The sequence below is a fragment of the Zwartia lucis genome (assembly GCF_965234455.1).
Classification (GTDB): domain Bacteria; phylum Pseudomonadota; class Gammaproteobacteria; order Burkholderiales; family Burkholderiaceae_B; genus Zwartia; species Zwartia lucis.
Map to the genome: position 1 here is coordinate 124279 of NZ_OZ248472.1, position 22794 is coordinate 147072.

Annotated in this window: 21 protein-coding genes; 14 read left to right on the forward strand and 7 right to left on the reverse strand. The window is 49.5% G+C overall.

The features are described from left to right. The first annotated feature begins 4 nt into the window (after window positions 1–4). The 3 genes from clpX (at window position 5) to AC8GE9_RS00610 (ending at window position 4326) form a co-directional block, all read left to right on the forward strand. Entirely contained in the window at window positions 5–1303 is a 1299-nt protein-coding gene (gene clpX, locus AC8GE9_RS00600; protein ID WP_506675182.1) for an ATP-dependent Clp protease ATP-binding subunit ClpX, read from the forward strand. A 172-nt stretch (window positions 1304–1475) separates the two neighbouring features. Continuing rightward, window positions 1476–3926, forward strand: coding sequence for an endopeptidase La (lon, locus tag AC8GE9_RS00605; protein ID WP_506675183.1), 2451 nt, complete (start codon window positions 1476–1478; stop codon window positions 3924–3926). Window positions 3927–3936: 10 nt separating this feature from the next. Continuing rightward, window positions 3937–4326, forward strand: a complete 390-nt coding sequence (locus AC8GE9_RS00610) for an RNA-binding S4 domain-containing protein (protein ID WP_506675184.1) — start codon at window positions 3937–3939, stop codon at window positions 4324–4326. A 54-nt stretch (window positions 4327–4380) separates the two neighbouring features. On the opposite strand, the gene lexA is transcribed toward AC8GE9_RS00610, so the two are convergent. Continuing rightward, on the reverse strand, window positions 4381–5088 hold the full coding sequence (gene lexA / locus AC8GE9_RS00615) for a transcriptional repressor LexA (RefSeq protein ID WP_506675185.1): 708 nt from the start codon (window positions 5086–5088) through the stop codon (window positions 4381–4383). A gap of 151 nt (window positions 5089–5239) precedes the next feature. Next, the gene (locus AC8GE9_RS00620) at window positions 5240–6445 is read right to left on the reverse strand and encodes an amino acid aminotransferase (protein WP_506675186.1); all 1206 of its coding nucleotides are present in this window, start codon (window positions 6443–6445) and stop codon (window positions 5240–5242) included. A 153-nt stretch (window positions 6446–6598) separates the two neighbouring features. Between AC8GE9_RS00620 and uvrB the strand changes: the two genes are divergently transcribed. The 11 genes from uvrB (at window position 6599) to AC8GE9_RS00675 (ending at window position 16587) form a co-directional block, all read left to right on the forward strand. Then, complete coding sequence (gene uvrB / locus AC8GE9_RS00625) at window positions 6599–8755, forward strand: excinuclease ABC subunit UvrB (RefSeq protein WP_506675187.1); 2157 nt, start codon at window positions 6599–6601, stop codon at window positions 8753–8755. 216 nt (window positions 8756–8971) lie between these two features. Continuing rightward, window positions 8972–9463, forward strand: coding sequence for a low molecular weight protein-tyrosine-phosphatase (locus AC8GE9_RS00630; protein WP_506676281.1), 492 nt, complete (start codon window positions 8972–8974; stop codon window positions 9461–9463). A 173-nt stretch (window positions 9464–9636) separates the two neighbouring features. After that, entirely contained in the window at window positions 9637–10164 is a 528-nt protein-coding gene (locus tag AC8GE9_RS00635) for a Fe-S cluster assembly transcription factor (RefSeq protein WP_506675188.1), read from the forward strand. Window positions 10165–10183: 19 nt separating this feature from the next. Continuing rightward, window positions 10184–11395, forward strand: a complete 1212-nt coding sequence (locus AC8GE9_RS00640) for an IscS subfamily cysteine desulfurase (protein WP_506675189.1) — start codon at window positions 10184–10186, stop codon at window positions 11393–11395. Between the two features lie 21 nt (window positions 11396–11416). After that, on the forward strand, window positions 11417–11800 hold the full coding sequence (gene iscU / locus AC8GE9_RS00645) for a Fe-S cluster assembly scaffold IscU (RefSeq protein WP_506675190.1): 384 nt from the start codon (window positions 11417–11419) through the stop codon (window positions 11798–11800). Window positions 11801–11802: 2 nt separating this feature from the next. Beyond that, window positions 11803–12126 carry an iron-sulfur cluster assembly protein IscA gene (iscA, locus tag AC8GE9_RS00650; RefSeq protein ID WP_506675191.1) on the forward strand — a complete coding sequence of 108 codons (324 nt, stop codon included), beginning with the start codon at window positions 11803–11805 and terminating at the stop codon, window positions 12124–12126. A gap of 30 nt (window positions 12127–12156) precedes the next feature. Next, window positions 12157–12678, forward strand: a complete 522-nt coding sequence (gene hscB, locus AC8GE9_RS00655) for a Fe-S protein assembly co-chaperone HscB (protein WP_506676282.1) — start codon at window positions 12157–12159, stop codon at window positions 12676–12678. Window positions 12679–12725: 47 nt separating this feature from the next. Beyond that, window positions 12726–14582, forward strand: coding sequence for a Fe-S protein assembly chaperone HscA (gene hscA / locus AC8GE9_RS00660; RefSeq protein ID WP_506675192.1), 1857 nt, complete (start codon window positions 12726–12728; stop codon window positions 14580–14582). Window positions 14583–14590: 8 nt separating this feature from the next. Then, window positions 14591–14932 (forward strand): ISC system 2Fe-2S type ferredoxin, encoded by a 342-nt coding sequence (fdx, locus tag AC8GE9_RS00665; RefSeq protein ID WP_506675193.1) that lies wholly within the window; start codon window positions 14591–14593, stop codon window positions 14930–14932. 58 nt (window positions 14933–14990) lie between these two features. Beyond that, window positions 14991–15782: an HpcH/HpaI aldolase family protein gene (locus AC8GE9_RS00670; protein ID WP_506675194.1), complete on the forward strand. Its 792-nt coding sequence runs from the start codon at window positions 14991–14993 to the stop codon at window positions 15780–15782. 28 nt (window positions 15783–15810) lie between these two features. After that, window positions 15811–16587 (forward strand): hydroxypyruvate isomerase family protein, encoded by a 777-nt coding sequence (locus AC8GE9_RS00675; protein ID WP_506675195.1) that lies wholly within the window; start codon window positions 15811–15813, stop codon window positions 16585–16587. A 62-nt stretch (window positions 16588–16649) separates the two neighbouring features. On the opposite strand, the gene lysS is transcribed toward AC8GE9_RS00675, so the two are convergent. The 5 genes from lysS to AC8GE9_RS00700 form a co-directional block, all read right to left on the reverse strand. Further along, on the reverse strand, window positions 16650–18164 hold the full coding sequence (lysS, locus tag AC8GE9_RS00680) for a lysine--tRNA ligase (RefSeq protein WP_506675196.1): 1515 nt from the start codon (window positions 18162–18164) through the stop codon (window positions 16650–16652). A 2-nt stretch (window positions 18165–18166) separates the two neighbouring features. Further along, window positions 18167–18913, reverse strand: a complete 747-nt coding sequence (locus AC8GE9_RS00685; protein WP_506675197.1) for an SDR family NAD(P)-dependent oxidoreductase — start codon at window positions 18911–18913, stop codon at window positions 18167–18169. A 3-nt stretch (window positions 18914–18916) separates the two neighbouring features. Then, a protein-coding gene (gene prfB, locus AC8GE9_RS00690; protein WP_506675198.1) for a peptide chain release factor 2 occupies window positions 18917–20021 on the reverse strand; the annotation gives its coding sequence in 2 pieces (ribosomal slippage) (window positions 18917–19939 and window positions 19941–20021; 1104 coding nt in all). Between the two features lie 96 nt (window positions 20022–20117). Next, window positions 20118–21830 carry a single-stranded-DNA-specific exonuclease RecJ gene (recJ, locus tag AC8GE9_RS00695; protein WP_506676283.1) on the reverse strand — a complete coding sequence of 571 codons (1713 nt, stop codon included), beginning with the start codon at window positions 21828–21830 and terminating at the stop codon, window positions 20118–20120. Continuing rightward, entirely contained in the window at window positions 21809–22729 is a 921-nt protein-coding gene (locus AC8GE9_RS00700; protein ID WP_506675199.1) for a hypothetical protein, read from the reverse strand. The genes recJ and AC8GE9_RS00700 overlap by 22 nt, the downstream gene beginning before the upstream one ends. Between the last annotated feature and the right edge of the window lie 65 nt (window positions 22730–22794).

Here is a 22794-nt window from a genome sequence, read left to right on the forward strand (position 1 = left end):
CGTTATGTCCGAAAAAAAAGGATCTGCAACGACTAAAGTCTTGCATTGTTCATTTTGCAACAAGGCACAGCACGAAGTTCGCAAGCTGATCGCGGGTCCTTCAGTGTTTGTGTGCGATGAGTGTATTGACTTGTGCAATGACATCATTCGCGAAGAAGCTCAGGCGAGCGCCAAAGAGTCCATCAAGACAGATTTACCGACACCCGCTGAAATTAAGGCTTTTCTGGATCAGTATGTCATCGGTCAGACGGCGCCCAAGCGCGTCTTAGCGGTTGCTGTCTACAACCATTACAAACGGTTAAAGCACGGCGAACTCAAAAGTGACGGCGTCGAGTTGTCTAAAAGCAATATTTTATTGATTGGCCCCACGGGGTCTGGCAAAACCTTGCTTGCCCAGACGTTGGCACGTCAGTTGAATGTTCCTTTTGTGATGGCTGATGCCACAACCTTGACCGAGGCGGGCTATGTCGGTGAGGATGTCGAAAACATTATTCAAAAGCTACTCCAAAACTGTAACTACGAAGTTGACAAAGCCCAACGCGCCATTGTTTATATTGATGAAATTGACAAAATTTCACGTAAAGCAGACAACCCCTCGATTACGCGAGATGTTTCTGGCGAGGGTGTTCAGCAAGCCTTGCTCAAACTGATTGAGGGCACTGTCGCCTCTGTGCCACCCCAAGGTGGTCGAAAGCATCCTAATCAGGATTTTGTTCAGGTTGATACCACCAATATCCTTTTCATCGTCGGAGGTGCTTTTGACGGACTCGAAAAGGTGATCCGTAACCGTACAGAGCGTTCTGGAATTGGCTTTGGAGCCTCTGTTGAGTCAAAGTCCGAGCGATCAACGGGCGATACTTTCTTAGAGGTAGAGCCAGAGGATTTGGTCAAATTTGGCTTGATCCCTGAGCTGGTTGGACGATTACCCGTGATCGCTACGCTTCAGGAACTCGACGAAGACACGCTCATGCAAATCTTGACCGAGCCAAAAAATGCCGTAGTCAAGCAATTTCAAAAGTTATTTGCGATGGAAGAGGCAGAACTCGAGATCCGTCCGGCTGCTTTAAAAGCGATTGCTCGCAAGGCGATTAAGCGCAAAACAGGTGCGCGTGGTTTGCGCTCTATTTTAGAGTCTGCTTTGCTAGATACGATGTATGAGTTGCCAACTCAAGGTAACATTAAACGCGTTGTCCTTGATGAGGCTGCCATTACTGGCGAAGGTAAACCTTTGTTAGTCTATGCGGATGAAAACGAACCTAAACCGGCGGTCAAAAAGCCTGCTGTCCGCGATGCAGCGGCTTGAGCCCAAACGGTGAATGCTTGTTTTCCCAGCCCCTCATAGGGGCTTTGTCCTTTCTAGAAGTATCTAACTTGAAATTTAGGCTATTGTCCCAATAACGAAGCTATTCGTAGAAACAAGGGCTTTGTATCGGCTGCCCAGTTAGGATTCGCCGAGTTTTTATTAGGAGGACATCATGTCCGGACATCTGACTTTGCCTTCTGACCCCATTAATCTGCCTTTGCTGCCGTTACGCGACGTTGTCGTGTTCCCTCACATGGTGATCCCACTTTTTGTGGGTCGTCCTCGCTCAATTCGTGCCCTTGAGGCCGCGATGGAAGCAGGTAAAAGTATTATGTTGGCGGCTCAAAAATCTGCTGGTAAAGACGATCCGACCCCTGAGGATGTCTATGAAATCGGCTGCGTTGCCACGATTCTTCAAATGCTCAAGCTGCCTGACGGTACTGTCAAAGTCCTCGTCGAAGGCGCTCAGCGTGCGCGTGTCACCACCATCAAGGACGCTGATACGCATTTCACTTCTGAATTAGTGCCAATTGCACCGGACACCACGACGGGTGCGGAGATCGAGGCTCTTCGGCGCGCGATCGTCAGTCAGTTCGAACAGTATGTGAAGCTCAATAAAAAAATTCCTCCCGAGATTTTGACTTCTCTTGCAGGGATCGATGACGCGGGTCGACTCGCCGACACCATTGCAGCGCATTTACCCCTCAAGCTCGAGCAAAAGCAAAAGATGCTTGAAATCATTTCAACCTCTGAGCGTCTCGAAGCTTTGTTATCTCAACTTGAGACTGAAATTGATATTCTTCAAGTTGAAAAGCGGATTCGTGGTCGCGTCAAAAAGCAGATGGAAAAAAGCCAGCGCGACTATTATTTAAATGAGCAGGTCAAAGCCATTCAAAAGGAGCTGGGCGAGGGTGAAGAGGGCGCTGATATCGAAGAGCTCGAGAAAAAAATCGAAGCCGCTCATCTGCCTAAAGACGCACGTAAAAAAGTGGATGGTGAGCTTAAAAAACTCAAACTGATGTCGCCTATGTCAGCCGAGGCGACCGTTGTCCGTAACTATATCGACACAGTCATTGCTTTACCTTGGCGCAAAAAGAGCAAGGTCAATAATTCCATTCCAAATGCCGAGAGTGTGCTTGATAACGATCATTATGGTCTGGATAAGGTCAAAGAGCGCATCCTTGAATATCTAGCTGTTCAACAGCGCGTCGATAAGGTTAAAGCCCCCATATTGTGTTTGGTCGGCCCTCCAGGCGTGGGTAAAACCTCGTTAGGTCAATCCATTGCCAAAGCCACCAATCGCAAGTTTATTCGTATGGCCTTGGGTGGTGTGCGCGATGAAGCTGAGATCCGTGGACATCGTCGTACCTATATAGGTTCGATGCCTGGGAAAATTTTGCAAAACATGTCTAAGGTCGCCGTACGAAATCCTCTTTTCTTGCTCGATGAAATTGACAAGTTAGGGATGGATTTTCGAGGCGATCCAGCCTCGGCTTTGCTCGAAGTTCTGGATCCCGAGCAAAATCATACTTTTCAGGATCACTATGTTGAGGTTGATTTCGATCTCTCGGATGTCATGTTTGTGGCGACAAGCAACACACTTAACATTCCACCAGCATTGCTGGATCGGATGGAAGTGATTCGTCTTTCTGGTTACACCGAGGATGAAAAAATCCACATTGCAATGGATCACCTGATTCCGAAGGTCATGAAGAATAACGGCGTCAAAGCTGAAGAGTTGATTGTCGAAGAATCCGCGATTCGTGACATCGTTCGCTATTACACGAGAGAAGCAGGCGTGCGTTCTCTTGAGCGTGATGTTGGTAAGATTTGCCGTAAAGTCGTCAAGAAATTGCTTGCAGAGAGCGAAGCTAAAAAAGCGTCTAAATCTTCTGAGCCTATCGCTAAAGTGATTGTGACTTCTGAAAATCTCAGTGACTATTTAGGTGTGCGACGTTTCAACTTTGGCATGGCTGAAAAAGAAAATCAGATCGGCCAGGTGACTGGCTTGGCATGGACGGAGGTCGGTGGTGATTTACTGACCATCGAAGTCGCTGATATGCCTGGCAAAGGTGTCATTCAACGCACAGGGTCGATTGGTGACGTGATGAAAGAGTCCGTCGAAGCCGCAAGAAGTGTCGTGCGTGCTCGTTCTGCTCGCCTTGGTATCGCAGACACCGTATTCGAAAAACGTGACATTCACGTGCACTTTCCTGAGGGCGCTACTCCCAAAGACGGTCCCTCCGCAGGTATTGCCATTACAACAGCGATTGTTTCGGCGCTCACGCACATCCCTGTTCGTTCAGATGTTGCGATGACCGGAGAGATTACTCTGCGGGGCGAAGTGCTTGCGATTGGTGGTCTAAAGGAAAAACTTTTGGCCGCACATCGTGGCGGGATTAAAACTGTTTTGATTCCAGAAGAAAACGTCAAAGACTTAGCCGAGATACCGGATAATGTAAAAAATCATCTGGAAATCGTGCCAGTTCGCTGGATTGACAAAGTACTCGAAGTTGCTCTTTCAGAACCTACGAAGCCTCTTCCTGAGGAGTCGGTGGTTTCAAAGGAAGTGGTTGCTAAGTCTGAGACTTTAGCTTCTACGGATCCTGTGATTAAGCACTAAGCAGTCTTTGATGCAGGTATTTGTTGATTCCGTGCGACTTGATAAATGGCTTTGGGCCGCACGGTTTTTCAAGTCGCGCACGCTTGCTGTTGCAGCGATCGAGGCAGGACGTGTTTTAGTTGCAGATGATCGGGCCAAACCTGCGCGTTTGATCAAGGTTGGTGAGCGCTTAAAAATTACCCGTGAGCAAGAAAAGTTTGAACTTGTTATTCGCGGAATCACGGAGCTTCGTAAATCAGCGCCTCTAGCCAGGTTGCTTTATGAGGAAACGCCCGAAAGCCTTCTTGCTCGTCAGACCCTCGCCGAAAATAGACGTTTTTATAACGAGCCCTCTCAAGACATTGCAGGTCGTCCAACAAAGCGTCATCGAAGGGCTTTAGACCGCTGGAAAGAGAGCTGAGATTTTGTCAGACTCAGCTATTTCGTTCTGTAGGGTGTTGAGGTGTTTAGGTGATTAATTTAAGGGACTGTTCCGGATCAAGCCCAAGGCAATACCCTCAACGCTAAAGTCCTGGCCAGGCTGAATGATGATCGGTTCAAAATCAGAATTCTCTGGCAAGAGTTCGATGAGATTTGCTTTTTTATTTAAGCGTTTGACCGTGACCTCATCATCAATACGTGCAACGATGATTTGTCCGTTGCGAGCCTCGTTGGTTTTTTTGATCGCGAGCAAATCACCATCCAAAATACCCACATCACGCATACTTAAACCTTTTACCTTGAGTAGGTAGTCAGGTAGCTGGTCAAATAGGTTAGGATCAACGGATATTTCTTTTTCAATGTTTTCTGCCGCCAACATCGGATAACCCGCTGCGACACGACCAATGAGTGGCACAAGCATTCGACCCATTTCTGGGGGAGTTCTGAGGCGCAAGCGTTCCTGTGTGTCGGAAGACCTCACATGATCATCTGTACTGTCGATTTCATCAGAGGTGAAGTCAGCAGCGCTTTCAGTGAGTCTGATGCCACGCGAGGCCCCTGCTGTAAGCTCGATGACGCCTTTTCGAGCGAGTGCCCTAAGGTGATCCTCTGCGGCGTTTGCAGAACGAAATCCGAGCTTTTGGGCAATCTCGGCGCGAGTGGGTGGGAATCCCGTATGGGCGACTGCCTCCCTGATCAAATCCAAAATTTGCTGCTGGCGCTCAGTCAGTTTAATTGTCATGATCGGATCCTGGAGGTCAATGCACGTACAGTGCTGTTTTTATATACAGCTTATATTTTGCACTATTTACAAATACTTAGCAAATATTATCTGTATAAAAAAACAGCTCCGACAAGCGGAGCTGTTAAAACTACTCAATAGTCAGTAATGCTTAGTTTTTCATGACACTCGCGATCGCCTTGGCAACAACGTCGATGTTGTGACTATTTAGAGCGGCTACGCAAATACGACCACTGCTCACAGCATAAATAGCGTGCTCTGTGCGAAGCGCTTCGACTTGTGATGCGGTCAACCCTGAAAAGGAGAACATACCGCGTTGTTTCATCACAAAGCTAAAGTCTTTTTTGACGCCATTTTCGGCAAGTTTTTCAACAAGTTGACGGCGCATTAAGCGAATACGTTCACGCATCCCTGCGAGCTCTTGGTCCCAGAGCGTGAAGAGCTCAGGCGTATTGAGCACGGCTGAAACGATGGTGCCACCATGGGTAGGGGGATTGGAGTAATTAGTCCGAATGACACGTTTGACTTGGCTCAACACACGACTCGACTCATCCTGACTGCCCGTCACGATTGTCAATGCGCCTACGCGTTCACCATAGAGTGAGAATGATTTTGAGAAGGAGGAGCTGATGAACATGGTCATGTCAAGTTCAGCAAAAAGGCGCACTGCTGCTGCATCTTGCTCGAGGCCGTCACCAAAGCCCTGATACGCGATATCAAGAAATGGAATAAGGTTGGTTTGCTTGACAACCTGAGCGACTTCACGCCACTGATCGGTGGTTAAGTCCACACCGGTCGGGTTGTGGCAGCAAGCATGGAGTACGACAACACTTTGTGCGGGCAGTGCGCGCAATGCATTGAGCATGCCTTGAAAGTCCAGTCCGTGCGTGTTGGCATCGTAATAGGGATAGTTAACGACCTCGAAACCGGCGCGTTCAAACAATGCACGATGGTTTTCCCAACTGGGGTTGCTGATCGCGACTTTTGCACCCGGTACTAATTGTTTAATAAAGTCAGCACCAATTTTGAGTGCTCCGGTACCACCGAGCGCCTGCATGGTCAGAACTCGACCTGCGGCGACTAAAGGAGAGTTTTTACCCAATACTAACTCTTGGGCACCTTTGTTATAGCCAGCAATACCCTCGATAGGTAGGTAGCCACGCGCTGCAGCGGCTTCGACGCGCGCGACCTCTGCTTTGTGGACTGCCGCAAGCAGAGGGATTTTGCCGTGATCGTCATAGTAAACACCCACGCCAAGATTGACCTTGTGCGCACGTGTATCGGCGTTGAATTGTTCGTTTAGACCCAAGATTGGATCACGTGGGGCGAGTTCTAGGGATTGAAAGAGGGTGCTCATTTGAGGTTTCAGTAGATGGAGGCTAGAAGGTCGATTCTTGAATAAAGATTTCGAATTTTAATACCACTCTTGGTTTTGGGTGGACGCTCTGACTAACAGGGGAGATAATAGATGGTTAACCCACATCCGAGGGGTTTCCCCAATAAGTCTAGCATGGCCTCAAAGATTCCACCTGACGAAATGAGCGTAAAAGGCTCGCCTGCTTTACCCGCTGCGATTGCACATGAGGGCGTGTTGTCCGCACGCGCTTCAATCACACATGTCCCCGCGTCGATCTCCACAGGAAACGAAGAGCCTCGCTATGTTGATTATCCGGACAGTCCTTTTCATTTGTATCAGCCTTATCCACCGGGCGGCGATCAACCTAATGCCATTAATCAGCTTGAGCAAGGTGTCAGGGATGGTCTGATGATGCAAACGCTCTTGGGTGTAACCGGTTCGGGTAAAACGTTCACCATGGCAAATATGATTGCCCGTCTCGGACGGCCTGCGGTCGTCTTGGCACCTAATAAGACACTCGCTGCTCAGCTTTACGCAGAAATGCGCGAATTTTTTCCTAAGAATGCCGTTGAGTACTTTGTTTCCTATTATGACTACTACCAACCCGAAGCCTACGTACCCACGCGTGACTTATTCATTGAAAAAGATTCTTCGATCAACGAGCACATCGAGCAGATGCGGTTGTCCGCGACCAAGAGCTTGCTCGAGCGACGCGATACGATCATCGTAGGCACAGTTTCTTGTATCTACGGGATTGGCAACCCCTCCGATTACCATGCGATGGTGTTGATTCTGCGTGTCGGAGATAAGATCCCTCGTCGCGAAATTCTCGCGCGTCTTGTCGCCATGCAATATGAAAGAAACGATACCGAATTTACGCGAGGTACATTTCGTGCGCGCGGGGAGACGATTGATATTTTTCCAGCTGAAAGTGCCGAACTTGCAGTGCGTTTATCGTTATTCGATGATGAGGTTGAGAGCCTAGAGCTTTTTGACCCCTTGACAGGTAAAGTCCGTCAAAAAGTCCCGCGGTTTACTGTTTACCCGGGTTCGCATTATGTGACGCCGCGAGACACCGTCTTGCGTGCGATTGAAACCATTAAACAAGAGTTGCGTGAGCGCGTTAAATTTTTTGTCGATGGCGGTCATCTTGTCGAGGCGCAACGGATTGAACAAAGAACACGCTTCGATCTTGAGATGCTCACAGAATTGGGTTTCTGTAAGGGCATCGAGAACTATTCTCGTCATCTTTCCGGAGCGACTCCAGGCGATCCCCCCCCAACACTGATTGACTATTTACCAAGCGATGCACTGATGTTCATCGATGAAAGTCACGTCACGATCGGTCAGTTAGGCGGCATGTATCTTGGAGATCGTTCACGTAAAGAAACACTCGTGACGTATGGTTTTCGTTTGCCGTCAGCGATGGATAATCGACCGCTCAAAATGCAGGAGTTCGAGACCAGAATGCGTCAATGTGTTTTTGTTTCAGCTACGCCTGGGAAATATGAACAAGCGCACACTGACAATGTGGTTGAGCAAGTGGTGCGACCAACGGGGCTGGTAGATCCTGTCGTAGAGGTGAGGCCCGCCAGAACACAGGTCGATGATTTGTTGGGTGAGATTAAAATTCGTGTCGCGATCGAAGAAAGGGTTCTTGTCACCACTCTGACAAAAAGGATGGCTGAGGACTTAACCGATTATTTAGCAGAGCACGGTATTCGTGTGAGATATCTCCACTCCGATATCGATACGGTCGAGCGTGTTGAAATTATTCGCGACCTTCGTTTGGGAGTTTTTGATGTCCTTGTTGGCATTAACTTGTTGCGCGAAGGCCTTGATATTCCAGAGGTTTCTTTGGTTGCGATTTTGGATGCCGACAAAGAAGGTTTTCTTCGCTCAGATCGCAGCTTGATTCAGACGATTGGTCGAGCAGCACGCAATCTAAACGGCCGAGCGATTTTGTATGCGGATCGCATCACAGATTCCATGACCCGTGCAATGGGAGAAACAGAACGCAGAAGGCTTAAACAGCTTGCGTTTAATAAAGAGCATGGTATCGAAGCGCGTAGCGTTCGAAAAGCGGTTCGCGAATTGATTGATGGGATTGTTGCGCCTGCGTTTAGAGATCAAGCAACAGCCGAGGCTTCTCTTTCCTTGCTGACTGATGAAAAGGCCTTGGCTAAAGAATTCAAACGCTTGGAAAAGTTGATGCTTGACCATGCGCGCAATCTTGAGTTTGAGCAAGCTGCTGCCGCGCGAGATGCTTTAAAGGCGCTCAAAGAGCGTGTGCTTCTGTCTGGTGCATGATTTCGGTTCGAACGCGTTGTTGCAGTGCATTTTTTTGTCTGTTTTTTTTAATAAAAGGTAATAATTTCATTCCTTTTATTAATAGTTAACATGAAAAAATATCTATAAGTGATTGTTTTTAAATATATATTTGTATTTTAAACCTATATTATTTTTCTTTAAAAAAATCAAAAAAATATGTAGACATGTTACGGGTTTTCCCGCACAATACGAAACATTATGACAAAAGTTCTCTTCGTATGCATGGGCAATACTTGCCGGTCGCCCACAGCAGAAGGCGTATTCCGCCACCTCATCAATGACGCTGGCCTCTCAGAGGTTGTCGGTATTGATTCTGCCGGTACCCACAGCTTTCATGTTGGTGAAGCACCTGATCCGCGCGCCATTACCGCTGCTCGAAAACGCGGTTATGAAATTACGCGCGCTGAAGCTCGACAAGTCGAGGCTGAGGACTTTCTCGAATATGACCTGATTCTTGCAATGGATTGGGAAAATCTTTCTGCATTGCAGCAACAGTGCCCTAAACCTCACCAGCACAAGCTCATGTTGCTGATGCGTTTTGCCAATGATTTCGAAGAAGCTACGGTGCCAGATCCTTATTACGGCGGCCCCGAAGGCTTTGGCAAAGTACTAGACTACCTCGAAGACGCCTGTCAAGGCGTGCTTGAGTTGGTCCGTAAACGTGCCACTCAATACCAGGCAGCCTAATCGCCTTAAATGAGAATAACCGCGCTCAGCGCGGTTTTTTTACGGCTTTTATCCTGAATACCTACAAGGTTTTAAGGGTATACCCAACTAAATTACTCGGGAATTATGTATACTTGAGTTGTTTAGTCGGGTAAGTCATCAAACAAGCAAGGTTTCTTCAAAAGGATACTGTCATGAGGCTCACTACAAAAGGACGCTTCGCCGTCACCGCAATGATCGATTTGGCTCTGCGCCAACAAGGTGGTCCTGTCACGCTTTCTGCGATTAGTCAACGTCAAAACATTTCTTTGTCATACCTTGAACAGTTGTTTGGTAAGTTGCGCCGTCACGAGTTAGTTGAAAGTGTGCGTGGTCCAGGCGGTGGCTATACGCTTTCCCGCCTTGCCCGCAATATTACTGTGGCGGACATCATTTTCGCAGTGGATGAGCCGATCGACGCGACTAACTGTGCAGGAAAGACCTCCTGTGATAGCGGCACGGATGGCAAGCCTGGTATCTGTATGACCCATGAGCTCTGGTCTACACTCAATCGCAAAATGGTCGATTTCCTTGATTCGGTTTCACTTCAAGACCTCGTCGATCAGCAAAGACTCCGCCAGATTCAGGAGGCTAGTAAAACCTCTGGTGCTGGCGTGCGTGTCAATGTAGTTGGAACAAGTGGTGCCGCACTGACCTCAGAACAAGCATCGGTTAGTCTTTAAAATACTCAGGAGTTTTTGTATGTCCACCCGTCCTATTTATTTTGACTACTCGGCAACGACTCCCGTTGATCCTCGCGTCGTTGAAAAAATGATTCCCTGGCTTTATGAGCATGCTGGTAATCCCGCATCTCGCAGTCATTCTTATGGCTGGGAAGCCGAAGAAGCCGTTGAGCGCGCACGCGATCAAGTGGCAGCCTTGGTCAACGCGGATCCCCGCGAAATCATCTGGACCTCAGGCGCGACTGAGTCGAACAACCTTGCGATCAAAGGTGCTGCGACGTTTTATGCCGAACGTGGCAAGCACGTGATCACAGCCAAAACAGAACACAAGGCTGTGCTTGACCCTTGTCGCGAATTAGAACGTCATGGTTTTGAGGTGACATATCTCGATGTTCAGGAAAATGGATTGATTAGTATGGAGGCCCTCATCGCGGCTATTCGTCCTGATACGGTTCTTATTTCTGTGATGTTAGTGAACAACGAAATTGGCGTGATTCAGGATGTTGCTGCGATTGGAGAGTTATGCCGTTCAAAGAATATTATCTTTCATGTGGATGCAGCACAGGCGACCGGTAAAGTTGCGATTGATTTACAAACACTGAAAGTCGATTTGATGTCTTTTTGTGCGCACAAGACCTATGGCCCCAAGGGTATCGGTGCACTTTACGTGCGTCGTAAACCCCGTATTAGGATCGAGGCCCAGATGCATGGCGGTGGTCATGAGCGTGGTTTTCGTTCAGGTACTCTCGCAACCCATCAGATCGTCGGGATGGGCGAAGCTTTTGCACTCGCTCAGCTTGAAATGGGCACAGAAAATGAACGTATTCGTATGCTACGTGATCGCCTTTGGGCAGGTTTGTCTCAGATTGAAGAGGTTTACCTAAATGGTGACTTAGAGCATCGCGTTCCACACAATTTGAACGTGAGCTTTAACTACGTCGAAGGTGAGTCTCTGATTATGGCAATCAAAGAACTTGCAGTTTCGAGTGGTTCGGCTTGTACCTCTGCCAGTCTTGAGCCGTCTTATGTGTTGCGCGCCTTAGGCCGTAATGATGAGTTAGCGCATAGTTCGATTCGTTTTACGATCGGACGTTTTACGACTGAAAAAGATATTGATTTTGCGGTTGAGTTGCTCAAGGCACGTGTTGGCAAGTTACGCGATATGTCACCTCTTTGGGAAATGGCCAAAGAAGGTATTGATTTAAATTCAGTGCAGTGGGCCGCCCACTAAACGTATAGGTTGGAGAATAAAATGGCATATAGCGACAAAGTCTTAGATCACTACGAAAACCCCCGCAATGTCGGTACGTTCGACAAGAGCGATGAGCAAGTGGGTACCGGCATGGTCGGCGCCCCAGCCTGTGGCGATGTGATGAAATTACAAATTCGTGTCAACGAAGCCGGTATCATTGAGGACGCGCGCTTTAAAACTTATGGATGTGGCTCGGCGATCGCCTCGAGCTCACTCGTGACAGAGTGGGTCAAAGGTAAAACGCTAGATGAAGCATTGACGATTCGCAATACGCAGATCGCCGAAGAGTTGGCATTGCCTCCTGTCAAGATCCACTGTTCTATTCTTGCTGAAGACGCGATCAAGGCTGCGGTTGAGGACTACAAAAATAAGCATACGGGATGATCATGGGCGTCACACTTACCTCTCAGGCTGCCGACCATATCGGCAAATATCTCCAAAAACGCGGTAGCGGTATTGGGTTGCGTTTGGGTGTTCGAACAACAGGTTGTTCTGGGATGGCCTATAAACTTGAATACGTCGATGAGGCTGTGGCCGAAGATCAAGTATTCGAGAGTTTCGGCGTTAAAGTCTTCATTGATCCAAAGAGCCTCACCTATCTCGAAGGTACCGAGCTTGATTACGCACGCGAAGGACTCAACGAGGGTTTTAAGTTCCGTAATCCGAATGAAAAGGCAACTTGTGGGTGTGGTGAGTCTTTCACGGTTTAAATAGACTTGGACGCTACAACGGATCGCTCTCTGGCTACGCAGGATCATTTTGCCCTACTTGGGTTTCCTCGCATTTTTAGTCTAGATCATCAAGCGCTAGAGGCTGCTTGGAAGAGGGTGGTGCTCGCGGTTCATCCAGATCGATTCGCGACGCGTTCGGCTGCTGAAAAACGCGTTGCGATGCAGTGGAGCTCACAGGCAAACGAGGCATATCGGATTTTAAAAGACCCGATGTTCAGAGCTCGCTATTTGTGTGAACTCGCTGGCGTTGATCTTCAAGTTGAAACCAACACGGCGATGTCGCCCGATTTTTTATTCCGTCAAATGACGTGGCATGAGCAGTTAGACGCGTTGCTTGAAGAAAGTCATGACTCCCCTGCGCGCGAACTTGCTTATCAATCCCTCAATGCAGAGCTGTCACTCGCAGAAAATGCGCTGATGATTGAGGTTGGTAAGTTTCTTGATCAGGATCGCTATGATCAAGCGGCTCCACGCGTGCGTGAATGGATGTTTTTAAATAAGATGATTGCGCAATTGCGTGCAATTGATTAGGCCTTGCGGTCTCTACGCTGCACAGAGTGCGCAACTGAATCAAATATATGGCGTTATTGCAAATTTCTGAGCCCGGTGAATCACCCGCACCACACCAACGTCGCTTGGCGGTCGGGATTGATTTAGGTACAACGCACTCCCTTGTCGCCGCAGTGCGCAGCAGCGTGCCAGAAGTCCTTGCCGATGAAGCAGGCAGAGCCCTTGTTCCTTCCGCTGTCTTTATTGAAGCATGCGGTCAAGCGTTGGTAGGCGCTCAAGCGCTTTCCAAACAAGAGTTATTTCCGCTTGATACGCTCGTATCGATCAAGCGTCTCATGGGCCGTTCTTATGTAGAAGCATTGAACTCTGGTATGCCTTACGAGTTTGTCGAAGACGGGCAGAGTGTCCGCGTGCATACTCGGCATGCCTCCTTGTCTCCCGTCGAGATTGCCGCCAAAATTTTAGAGAAGTTAAAGCTTTTAGCCGAAGGGACTTTGGGCGATGCATTAGTGGGTGCCGTCATTACGGTTCCCGCTTATTTTGATGATGCCCAGCGTCAAGCAACTCGGGACGCGGCTCGGCTGGCTGGTTTAAATGTTTTACGTTTGCTCAATGAACCGACTGCCGCAGCGATTGCATATGGTCTTGATCATGGCTCCGAAGGTGTCTACGCCGTTTATGACTTAGGCGGCGGCACCTTTGATGTTTCACTGCTAAGACTGGCACGTGGGGTGTTTGAGGTCATTGCAACGGGCGGCGATACACGCTTAGGCGGAGATGACTTCGACGCCTTGATTGCGGACAATTTCATCAAAGCACGGCAATTGACAGCCGTGAGTCATCAGACTCGTCGGACGCTCTTGAGTGCAGCGCGTCGCTTGCGTGAATCTCTGACGGATGTTTCTGAGCACGCTGAGTCTGTAGTCATTGATGGTCAGACCGATACCCTGACACTGACACGAGAGGCTTTTGAGCGGATTGCGGAGCCCTTAATAGTGCGGTCGATTTCTTGTGTTCAGCAAGCGCTCAAGGATGCCTCTCTGACAATCCAAGATATTAAAGGCGTTGTGATGGTGGGTGGTTCAACAAGAATGCCGATCGTGCGTCAGCGCGTGGGAGATGTTTTTGGTACGACACCACTGACTGACTTAGATCCAGACCAAGTGGTGGCGCTTGGCGCGGCCTTACAGGCGAATCTTTTGGCCGGTAACCGTCACCCCGGTGAAGATTGGCTATTGCTTGATGTCACACCGTTGACACTCGGTCTTGAAACGATGGGTGGCTTGGTTGAACATATTATTCCGCGTAACAGCACAATTCCGGTTGCCCGCGCTCAAGAGTTCACGACTTTTAAAGACGGACAGACCGCATTGGCTGTGCATGTTGTTCAAGGTGAGCGCGATTTAGTTTCTGATTGCCGTTCATTGGCGCGTTTCGAGCTCAGAGGCATTCCTGCGATGGTCGCTGGAGCTGCCAAAATACGCGTCACTTTTCAAGTGGATGCGGATGGATTGCTGAGTGTTTCTGCTAGAGAACTAGGTTCGGGCGTTGAGGCCTCCGTCACCGTAAAACCTTCTTTTGGTCTGAGTGACGATGAGATCTCTCGGATGTTGACCGAGGGTATGTCTAAGGCTGGCTTCGATGCTCAAATGCGCATGTTGCGTGAACAGCAAGTTGATGCCCAACAACTGATTGAGTCTGTCAAGGCCGCACTTGCTGCAGATGCTGACTTGTTGAGCGCGGTTGAGCAAACACGGATTGCCCAGCAATTACAGATGACGACTGAAGCGGCGGCAGGTGATGATGTGGATGTCATTCGAGTCGCTGTCAAAATGCTCTCGGCCGTGACCGATGATTTCGCGGCCCGACGTATGGATCGCAGCATTAGGGCAGCGCTAACGGGCCGATCGTTAGAGGATTTATAGGATTAACCATGCCAAAAATTACTGTATTACCTCATCCTGAAGTTTGCCCGCAAGGTAAAGTGATCGAGGATGCTCCAACTGGCGTGTCGATTTGTCGCGTCTTGTTGGATAACGATGTCGAGCTTGAGCATGCGTGCGAGCTTTCTTGTGCCTGTACGACGTGCCATGTCGTTGTCAAAGTAGGTTTTAATTCTCTTGCTGAGGCTTCTGACTCCGAAGAGGATCTTTTAGACCGTGCTTGGGGGCTATCCACCACTTCTAGACTAGCCTGTCAGGCCAAAGTCGCGAATCTTGATCTAACGATCGAAATTCCGCGCTATACGATTAATCACGCCAAAGAGAATCACTAAATACGCTTGGATTTAAATCGTGTAAAGTATCTCGCATATCAATAACAGTGGAGATAGCATGAGAGCCAATAGTATTCGCCAAAAAATAGCTTCAGGTCTACCTGTCATCAATGGCTGGTTGGCCATCCCATCCTCTTATTCTGCAGAGATCATCGGGCACCAAGGCTTTGATTCAGTCACGGTAGATTTACAGCATGGCATGATTGGTATTGATGCTGCGCTGCCGATGTTTCAGGCACTATCCTCAACGCCGGCCATTCCCTTGGCGCGTGTGCCATGGAATGACCCTTCCCAGATTATGCGTTTGCTTGATAGTGGCGCCTACGGAATCATCTGCCCCATGATTTCGACTGTGGATGATGCGGCAAGTTTTGTTGCCTCCTGCCGCTATCCACCCCACGGCCAACGTTCATTTGGACCTGCGCGGGCCACGTTGTATGGAGGTGCTGATTACTATCCGCATGCTGACAAAGAGATCTTGGCGCTTGGCATGATTGAGACCCAAGCGGGTTTAGATAATTTGGACAAGATCCTTGCGATTGAAGGGCTGGACGGTATTTATATCGGTCCGAACGATCTTGCGTTAGCGCTTGGTTCTGTTCCTAAATCTGAGTCGGATGATCCTGTCGTCATGAAGGCCGTGGAGCATATTCGAACACGCGCTCTTGCGCATGGCAAAATAGCCGGTATTTTTTGCTCTTCAGGTGAAGCGGCCGCCATGAGAATCAAACAAGGTTTTCAGATGGTGACGCCTGGTAATGAAGCGGCGCTGATGGCGAGTGCGGCGAAAGCTGCGGTCGTAACAGCGCGTGGTGCTCAACCTACTGGTGCCTCTAAAACAGGGTATTAAAAAACCGGGTATTCATTTAGGGCGTTCAATGCTGCGTTTCTCCGCAAATCTTGGTTTTTTATGGTCGCAGTTGCCTTTGCTTGAGCGCATTAAACGTGCGGCGGCCAGTGAATTTACGGCCGTTGAATTGCACTGGCCTTATGACACTTCGCCCACCGAAGTTCGTGATGCCTGTCAACGCAATGGCTTGAAACTACTGGCAGCAAACGCACCGATAGGAAACGCCTCCTTAGGTGAGTCGGGCTTAGCGGCCTTGCCTGGACGTGAGGCTGATTTCAAAGAGTCTTTTGAAGCTAGTTTGGTGTGGTGCCAACAGGCCGGTGCGAAAGCGATTCATGTGTTGCCCGGAATTGTCCCGTTAGAGCAACGCGTCCTAGCCACCAAGACCTTGGTCAATAATCTGCAGTGGGCGGCAGATCTTGCCGCTCGCTGTGATTTTACGATCTTGCTAGAAGCGATTAACCAACGAGATAAGCCTGGGTATTTTTACTCAACTCAAGTCGAATCTAATGCGATTCGTGAACAATGTGAACGCGATAATATCAAGCTCATGTTTGATGTCTATCACGTAGGCGTTGCCGAAGGGGATATCCTTACCAAGCTCGAATATTATCTTCCGCATATCGGTCACATCCAGATCGCTGCTGTGCCTTCGCGTGCCGAACCTGATGAAGGAGAGGTGGATTATTCAGTGGTATTGCGTCGTATCGAGTCCTTGGGTTACCAAGGTTGGATTGGGTGCGAATACAAACCCCGTTCAAGCGTCGAAGCCGGTCTAGCGTGGCGTGCACCTTTTATGGTGTAGGTGTGTGTGAGGCAAGTCCTACGACATGTCCTCACACTATATCGCCTGTAGCGATATCGCCTTTAGTCTTCTTTGCGCAGATGCGGAAACAAGATGACATCCCTGATGCTTGGACTATCCGTCAAGAGCATCACAAGGCGATCAATACCGATTCCACAGCCACCGGTGGGTGGCATGCCGTATTCGAGTGCACGAATATAGTCGGCATCATAAAACATGGCTTCTTCGTCGCCAGCGTCTTTCGCTTTGACTTGAGCATGAAATCGTGCAGCTTGATCCTCTGGATCGTTTAGCTCAGAAAAACCATTCGCAATTTCTCTTCCTGTGATGAACAACTCGTAACGCTCAGTAATCCCTGGGCGTGTATCAGACTCTCGAGCGAGTGGTGAGACCTCAATCGGATAGTCGATAATATAGGTCGGGTGCCAGAGTTGCGACTCGGCGGTTTCTTCAAACAGAGCCAGCTGGAGCGCGCCAAGACCGACATGAGCCAGATTGGGCGCATTGACATCAACACCACGTTTTTTGAGTTGGTTTTTGACGAAATCAATATCAGTGAGTTGCGCTTCTGTGAAATCGGGCACATGCTGGAGAATCGCATCTACAATCGTTAAACGATGAAAAGGCTTGGATAAGTCCAGCTCGCGTCCTTGGTAGGTGAGTGTGGCGGTCCCGCAAGCATGAATCGCTGCCGCCCGAATAATGTGCTCGGTGAAGTCCATCAGCCATTGGTAGTCTGTATAGGCTGCGTAAAACTCCATCATCGTGAACTCAGGATTATGACGCGGACTCACACCTTCATTACGGAAGTTTCGATTGATTTCAAAGACCCGCTCGAATCCGCCTACGATCAGTCGCTTGAGGTATAGCTCAGGCGCAATACGTAAAAACATTTCCATGTCGAGTGCATTGTGGTGCGTAGTAAACGGTTTTGCCGCAGCACCACCAGGGATGCCGTGCAACATTGGGGTTTCGACCTCTAAAAATCCAGCCTCGACCATTGTTTGACGTATCGCACTAATCGCTTTGCTCCGCGCCATGAAGGTGTCGCGTGTCTGCTCTGTCATGATGAGATCAACATAGCGCTGACGGTAGCGTAACTCTTGGTCAGAAATGCCGTGAAATTTGTCGGGCAGGGGACGCAAGGACTTTGCTAGAACCCGGGCCTGGGTCGCATGGATGGAAAGCTCGCCTTTATTTGTCTTGAAAATATGACCTTGTATGGCAATGATGTCGCCAATATCCCACTGCTTGAAAGAGTCATAAATGTCCTCTCCAAGACTGTTGCGCTCAAGGTATATCTGAATGCGACCCGTACTATCTTGAAGCGTCGCAAAGCTAGCTTTTCCCATGACTCGCTTAAGCATCATCCGTCCGGCTACGGAAGCGGGTTGTGCTAAAGAGGCCAGTGTTGCTTGGTCTTGCTCACCAAAGCGGGCGTGGAGCGATGAGGCTCGATGCTCGGGGACAAAGTCATTTGGAAAAGCGATGCCTTGAGCGCGCAAACTAGCGAGTTTATGACGGCGCTCAGCGATGAGATGATTTTCGTCGTGCTGTGGAATGTTCGTATCAGTCATGATTAGACGTTATGTTGACGAATGTCGTCGATGGTTTTAGAGCCGAAGGCTTCGCTTTCGAGAACGATGAGCAGTCGTTGCGCGACGGCTAGGGGAGCCGCCAGTTGTTTACTTTCTTTGAACCCAATATAACGCTCCAAGGTCGGGAGGTCATCCTTTGACGTCGCGCGGATGGTTTCTTGCATGGGCGTATCGATAATACCGGGCGCCATGGAAACAACACGCGCTTTCGTTCCTTGATCGAGTTGGGCAGCCTCGGCAAAACGATCCATCGCTGCCTTGGTTGAACAGTAAACAGCCCAGCCTGAACTTGCACTTCGTCCTGCACCAGAGGAAATAAGCATCACGCGACGATCGAGGGCGTGAGTCGTGTTGTGAAGAATTTGCGCTGTCAGAAATATGGCGGAAGTGATGTTGACGTGAAAAGCGTCGTTAATGGCATCTAAATCGGTCAAATTCTGTGCTTGTGCAATCGGCTTGACGACACCCGCGTTATGAATAAAACGGATATGTGTGTGATGTTTAAGTAGGGGGAGCAAAACAGAGACTGCATTTTTTACAGCTGCGGACTGCGCTAAATCAACTTCGATTTGGGTCAGCGTTGTACCGTGCTTAGAGGACAATGCAGCAAGTGAAGGAGATGATTGACGCGAAAGTGTCACAAGATGCTCTCCGCCGGTAGCAAGCTCCTCGGCCATCGCAGCGCCCAGACCGCGTGTCGTGCCTGTCAAGATTGTCAATGTTGTCATCGCCTATACCCCTTGCTTCAGACTAGCTTGAATAAATGGATCCAAGTCGCCATCTAACACTTTTTGAGTATTTGAAATTTCGACATTGGTACGCAAATCTTTGATTCGACTTTGGTCAAGGACATAGGAACGAATCTGATGCCCCCAGCCTACATCCGTTTTGGCATCTTCCATTTTTTGTTGCTCAGCCATTCGATTGCGCATTTCAAGTTCGAACAAACGTGATTTCAGCATTTGCATGGCCTCAGCACGGTTTCGGTGCTGTGAGCGATCATTTTGGCATTGCACGACGATGTTAGTCGGGATGTGGGTGATGCGAACCGCAGAGTCGGTTTTGTTGATGTGCTGACCACCTGCGCCGCTCGCGCGATAGGTATCAATGCGCAAGTCAGCCGGATTGATATCGATTTCTATTGAGTCATCGACTTCAGGATAGACGAAAACGCTGGCAAATGACGTGTGACGACCACCTGAGGAGTCAAACGGACTTTTTCGAACGAGACGATGAACACCACTTTCCGTCCGAAGAAATCCAAACGCGTATTCACCTTCGATTTTGATTGTGGCGGACTTAATGCCTGCGACCTCACCCTCTGATTCCTCTAGAAGCTCAGCTTTAAAACCTTTGCGCTCTGCATACCGCAGGTACTGTCTCAGCAGCATGGAGGCCCAGTCTTGAGCCTCAGTTCCACCCGCGCCAGCTTGAATATCTAAAAAACAATTGAGAGGATCGGCGGGATTGGAAAACATGCGTCTAAATTCCATCCCCTCCAACGTCGCTTGAAACTGTTCAGCGTCGCTTTCAATCGCTTCTAAGGTTGCGGCGTCGTTGTCTGCGGCTGCCAGTTCGAAGAGTTCGCGCGAGTCAGCGATAGACTGCGCCAGGGCCGTCAGTGTGACAACAACATCTTCGATGCTCTTTTTCTCGCGACCAAGGTCTTGAGCATGTTTAGGATCATTCCAGACGTTAGGATCTTCGAGTTCAGCATTAACAACATGCAGGCGCTCAGTTTTGACTTCGTAGTCAAAGATACCCCCGAAGCGCAGCCTCGCGCGCTTCGTAGTCGAGGAGACGCGCTGAAATTTGATTTTGACGTTCTGCTTCCATGAGCTTTATTTCCGCTAAAAATGCATGTAACCCCGTATTTTAACGGACTCTCGCCCGAGCCAACGGGGGAGATCGACAATATTGCGTAAACAAGGCTTAAATCCCTTGAGCATACTCAATGATCAATTGCACTGAAATCACGCCGTTCCAAACGTTTTGATCCAGTCGATAGGCCATCTTGACAAATTCAGGGAGTCGCTCGGTATGGTTAAACCAGATCGCATCAAATCTTTGGTGACCACGCTGGACAGAGAGTTTTAAGTGCTTTTCTCCAACGAGTTTTTGACTTCGAATTTGAAATTCGTCCAAAAAGAGGGGGGCTGTAAATCCTGCGCCCCAGACTTGTTGCTCCAAAATATGCGCGACTTGGGCGTTGGCGTAGCCGACCTCAAGGGAGCCGTCGGTTTCGATGATGGGCTCAAAGCTTGTGCGCCCCGTTAGTTCTACGACAGCCAGATCAAACGCAGGTACAAAATGGTCGAAATCGTGACGACCTAGGGTCAGGCCAGCCGCCATGGCATGTCCGCCAAACTTTCTGATCAATCCGGGATTGCGTTTGGAAACAAGGTCCAAGACGTCGCGTAAGTGGACGTCAGGAATAGAGCGCCCAGAACCTCTGAGCTCATCCTCTCCAGCAGGCGCGAAAGCTAGGGTGGGTCGGAAATATTTTTCTTTCAGACGTGATGCCACAAGACCCACGACACCTTGATGCCATTCAGGATGATATACACAGACCGAAGCGCCTAATTGCCCTGTTTGTATGGACTCGGTGGCCGCCAAGGCTTGTTCTTTCATGACGTTTTCGATTTGACGACGTTCGCGGTTGATGGTGTCAAGCTCGCGGGCGAGTTCAAGTGCTTGCATCTCATCGTTTGTAATCAGGCACCGTATTCCAAGCCCCATGTCTGCGAGTCGGCCTGCAGCATTAATACGAGGTCCTAAGGCAAACCCCAGATCGAATCCACTCGCCTTTTGAGGGTCTCTGGCGGCAACCGCAAACAATGCGCGTATTCCAGGTTGCATCAGTCCGCGACGCATCCGCTCTAGGCCTCGCGTCACAAGCAGCCGATTGTTTGCGTCGAGCTTGACCACGTCAGCGACCGTGCCAAGAGCCACCAGATCAGCCAGCGCATCGAGTCGTGGGCCGCCGTTCGCAGGATAATGACCTCGTGTTCGGAACTCGGCACGTAAGGCGAGCATGAGATAAAAAATCACCCCAACGCCCGCTAAATTTTTTGAGGGAAACGAGCAACCAGGTTGATTAGGATTGACAATCGCTAATGCGTTTGGCAATTCATCGCCCGGCAGGTGGTGGTCCGTCACGATCACGCCAATACCCAGCGCATTGGCGGCCGCAACACCCTCGACACTCGCAATTCCGTTATCAACCGTGATTAGCAGGTCTGGACGACCAGATACGTGTTTCACGGCAAGTTCAACCACAGCCGGCGAGAGTCCATAGCCTGTTTCAAAGCGGTTGGGCACGAGAAAATCGACGATCGCGCCCATTTCAGTCAGTGCACGTATTGCAACAGCGCAGGCTGTTGCTCCGTCACAATCGTAATCAGCCACAATTAACATGCGTTGACCCGATGTAATCGCGTCAGCCAATAAAGAGGCGGCTTTCATCGCTTGCGTTAACGTACTTGGCGCGAGCAAGGCTGGCCAGTCAAGCAGCACATCTTCATGCCTTTTGACGCCTCGAGACGCCCAGAGACGAGCGAGTAGGGGGTGGATTCCGGCAGACTCGAGGTGCTGGGTGGAAGCTTGCTCTGAGGGGCGTACGGTTAGTTTTGGCGTGTCCACCATGTCATCCAGTCTTGATTGCGTCGGGGCAACAGGGTATGCCACCAGCGCTGTTGAGGGGCCGTTAGGCTGACTGTTCTGCGTTCACCCACGAGTGTGATGGTTGCTTGCGCCGGTAAGGCTGCCAGATAATGAGAAAGAGTTTGGAGTTGTGCGATCCAGTTCGCCCAATCCGACTCTAAAAATGACTTAGTTAGCTTGTCATAATGGATCTGTGTCGAATCTTGATCAAGCGCTTTCCAACCCCTTGACCCTCCATAAAGCCACAAACTATTTATTGGCTCGAGTCCTAGTTCGGCTCTTTGCTCATTAACGGGGTGGAGATGCCAAACCATTTGTATTTCATTAAGCAGTTTTCGCCAAGCTTTCATTGAGTCGTCTTGTGGCCACCAATCCGATACAGACAAGAGAGAAACTGCAGCCGGTGTGATTGAGGTTAAACGTGCATCTTGGGCAAGCCAAACCCGCCAGCGACCATCAGCAATAGGCAAGGCTGATATCGCAGTATCGGTCCAAAGAGGCTTGACTGCCTCGAATAACGCGTTAGCGTGTTCGGCATTTAAATGAAGTGACTCAGGAAAGGCTAGTTTGGCACCCTCGCGACCGATTGCGACAGAACAGAGATCAGCCACCCAGACCTGCTCGTTTGGTGCTGAGATGCCAGCCCTGAGCGGTCCAAAACCGCTGCTCAGGGTCTGCCCGGGAGACGCGACAAATCCAAGCGCGGAAAGCGCTAGAAACTCTTGCGCTGTGCAGCCTGTTTCCTCTGGCGGACACTTCACCTCGGCCGCGATGTTTCGGTTTAGGCGTTCAATCAAAGCAGGACAATGCTCACGCAAGTGGGGAGCAAGATCTGGGGCGACGTTTTGGGGCGGCAATGCGCCGTTGATAATCAGATGCATAGATCGAATTGTAGTGGGAGGAGTGCCGTGATGGGGGTTTGATGCGATAATGCCTAGGTGTTTAA